General features: G+C 69.6%; 2 protein-coding genes and 1 pseudogene. All 3 read right to left on the bottom strand.

Annotated elements, in window-relative coordinates; translation table 11 throughout:
• Positions 1–1,484, bottom strand: a 1,484-nt coding sequence (locus QR77_RS24165) for an NADH-quinone oxidoreductase subunit G (protein ID WP_040028562.1), incomplete at its 3' end; no start/stop codon positions are given.
• Positions 1,481–2,842, bottom strand: coding sequence for an NADH-quinone oxidoreductase subunit NuoF (gene nuoF / locus QR77_RS24160; RefSeq protein WP_040028561.1), 1,362 nt, complete (start codon positions 2,840–2,842; stop codon positions 1,481–1,483). The genes QR77_RS24165 and nuoF, both read right to left, overlap by 4 nt.
• 5 nt (positions 2,843–2,847) lie before the next feature.
• Positions 2,848–3,016 (bottom strand): annotated as a pseudogene (locus QR77_RS49035) (NADH-quinone oxidoreductase subunit NuoE); the annotation flags it as partial.

Below are 3,016 nucleotides of genomic sequence, written 5' to 3'. Positions count from 1 at the left end.
GCGAGCCGCTCGCCGACGACGATCACGGCGCCGGAAGCGCGCAGCGCCTCGGCCGCTGTCGCGCCGTCACCCTCCAGACCGGCGCCGGAAGCGAGCGCGTCCAGCCACTCGGTCTCGGTGCCGGGCGCGGCCGGCAGCAGCGTGCCGCCCGCCTTCTCCAGGCCCCGGGTGGTGTGGGTGGCGAGGGAGAAGGTGCGCTGGCCGTGCTTGCGGTGGGCCTTGCGCAGCCGCAGGAAGACGCCGGGCGCCTCCTCCTCGGACTCGAACCCCGCGAGGAGGACGGCCGGGGCCTTCTCCAGCGTGGTGTACGTGATGCCGCTGCCGTCGAGGTCACGGCCCCGGCCGGCCACGTTGGCGGCCAGGAAGTCGGCCTCCTCGCTGCTGTGCACGCGCGCGCGGAAGTCGATGTCGTTGGTGTCGAGGGCGACCCGGGCGAACTTGGCGTACGCGTAGGCGTCCTCGACGGTGAGCCGTCCGCCCGTCAGCACGCCGGTGCGTCCGCGCGCGGCGCTCAGGCCACGCGCCGCCGCTTCGAGCGCCTCGGGCCAGCTCGCCGGGGCGAGTTCGCCGTCCTCACCCCGTACCAGCGGTGTGGTGAGCCGGTCCGGGCGCTGCGCGTAACGGAAGCCGAAGCGCCCCTTGTCGCACAGCCATTCCTCGTTGACCTCGGGGTCCTCCGCCGCCATGCGCCGCATGACCTTGCCGCGCCGGTGGTCCGTTCGGGTCGCGCAGCCGCCGGCGCAGTGCTCGCACACGCTGGGCGACGACACGAGGTCGAAGGGGCGGGAGCGGAAGCGGTACGCCGCCGAGGTCAGCGCGCCGACCGGGCAGATCTGGATGGTGTTGCCGGAGAAGTACGAGGCGAACGGGTCGCCTTCGCCGGTGCCGACCTGCTCCAGCGCGCCGCGCTCGATCAGTTCGATCATCGGGTCGCCGGCGACCTGGTTGGAGAAGCGGGTGCAGCGGGCGCAGAGCACGCAGCGCTCGCGGTCGAGCAGCACCTGCGTCGAGATCGGGACGGGCTTCTGGTAGGTGCGCTTGAGGCCTTCGAAGCGGCTGTCGGCGTGTCCGACCTGCATCGCCTGGTTCTGCAGCGGGCATTCGCCGCCCTTGTCGCAGACCGGGCAGTCCAGCGGGTGGTTGATGAGCAGCAGCTCCATCACCCCGCGCTGGGCCTTCTCGGCGACGGGCGAGGAGAGCTGCGACTTGACGACCATGCCGTCGGTGCAGGTGATGGTGCAGGACGCCATCGGCTTGCGCTGGCCCTCCACCTCGACGATGCACTGGCGGCAGGCGCCGACCGGGTCGAGGAGCGGATGGTCGCAGAAGCGCGGGATCTCGATGCCGAGCAGTTCGGCGGCGCGGATCACCAGGGTCCCCTTGGGGACGGAGATCTCGATGCCGTCGATCGTCAACGAGACGAGGTCTTCCGGCGGAACCGCCGCCTCGCCGCCTCCGGAGGGGGCTGATGTGGTGACTGTCATGCGTTCACCTCCAGGTGCGGGTTGTTCTGGTCGGCCCACACGGTCGACTTCGACGGGTCCAAGGGGCAGCCCTTGCCGGTGATGTGCTGCTCGTACTCCTCGCGGAAGTACTTGAGCGAGGAGAAGATCGGAGCGGCGGCGCCGTCGCCGAGCGCGCAGAACGATTTGCCGTTGATCGTGTCGGCGATGTCGTTCAGCTTGTCGAGGTCCGACATCTCGCCCTTGCCCGCCTCGATGTCGCGCAGCAACTGCACGAGCCAGTACGTGCCTTCGCGGCAGGGTGTGCACTTGCCGCAGGACTCGTGCGCGTAGAACTCGGTCCAGCGGGTGACGGCCCTGACCACACAGGTCGTCTCGTCGAAGCACTGGAGTGCCTTGGTGCCGAGCATGGAGCCCGCCGCGCCGACGCCCTCGTAGTCCAGCGCGACGTCGAGGTGCTCGTCGGTGAACATCGGGGTCGAGGAGCCCCCCGGCGTCCAGAACTTGAGCCGGTGTCCCTCCCTGATGCCGCCGCCCATGTCGAGCAACTGACGCAGGGTGAGTCCGAGCGGCCCCTCGTACTGGCCGGGGTTGGTGACATGCCCGCTGAGCGAGTAGAGCGTGAAGCCCGGGGACTTCTCGCTGCCCATCGATTTGAACCAGTCTTTTCCGCGGTTGAGAATCGCGGGAACCGAGGCGATGGATTCGACGTTGTTCACCACAGTGGGGCATGCGTAAAGGCCCGCGACCGCCGGGAAGGGAGGACGCAGCCGGGGCTGTCCGCGACGCCCCTCCAAGGAGTCCAGCAGCGCTGTCTCCTCACCACAGATGTACGCGCCCGCGCCCGCGTGCACGGTGACTTCGAGGTCGAGTCCGCTGCCCAGGGCGTCCTTGCCCAGGTATCCCGCCTCGTACGCCTCGCGCACCGCCTCGTGCAGCCTGCGCAGCACCGGCACGGTCTCGCCGCGCAGATAGATGAACGCGTGCGAGGAGCGAATCGCGTAACACGCAATGACGATTCCCTCGATGAGGGAGTGCGGATTGGCGAAGAGAAGGGGCATGTCCTTGCAGGTGCCAGGTTCCGACTCGTCCGCGTTGACGACGAGATAATGCGGCTTTCCGTCACCCTGCGGAATGAACTGCCATTTCATTCCGGTGGGGAATCCGGCGCCGCCACGGCCGCGCAGACCGGAGTCCTTGACGTACGCGATGAGGTCGTCGGGCGACATCGCGAGGGCTTTCTTCAGGCCCTCGTACCCGTCGTGCCGCTTGTAGGTGGCGAGAGTCCATGACTCCGGCTGGTCCCAGAACGCGGACAGCACGGGAGCCAGGAGCTTCTCTGGGCTCGCTCCGTTGTCGTCGACTTCGGCGCCGGTCATGGTCGTCACTCCCCCTCCGTCGCTACGGGCCCGGCCGGGTGGGACGGATCGGAGGCCGAGGTCTGCTGCGGTGCGTCGTGCGAGCTGAGGTGCTGGGAGCCGGGCTGCGGCGCGTCCTCGCGGTCGGCCGGGCCGGCCACGTCCACCGCGCCGTCACGCGGCCGTACGACCCGC

The sequence above is a fragment of the Streptomyces sp. 150FB genome, assembly GCF_000818195.1.
Classification (GTDB): domain Bacteria; phylum Actinomycetota; class Actinomycetes; order Streptomycetales; family Streptomycetaceae; genus Streptomyces.
Note: the sequence above shows the minus strand (reverse complement) of the source record. Positions and strands in the feature narration are given on the sequence as shown.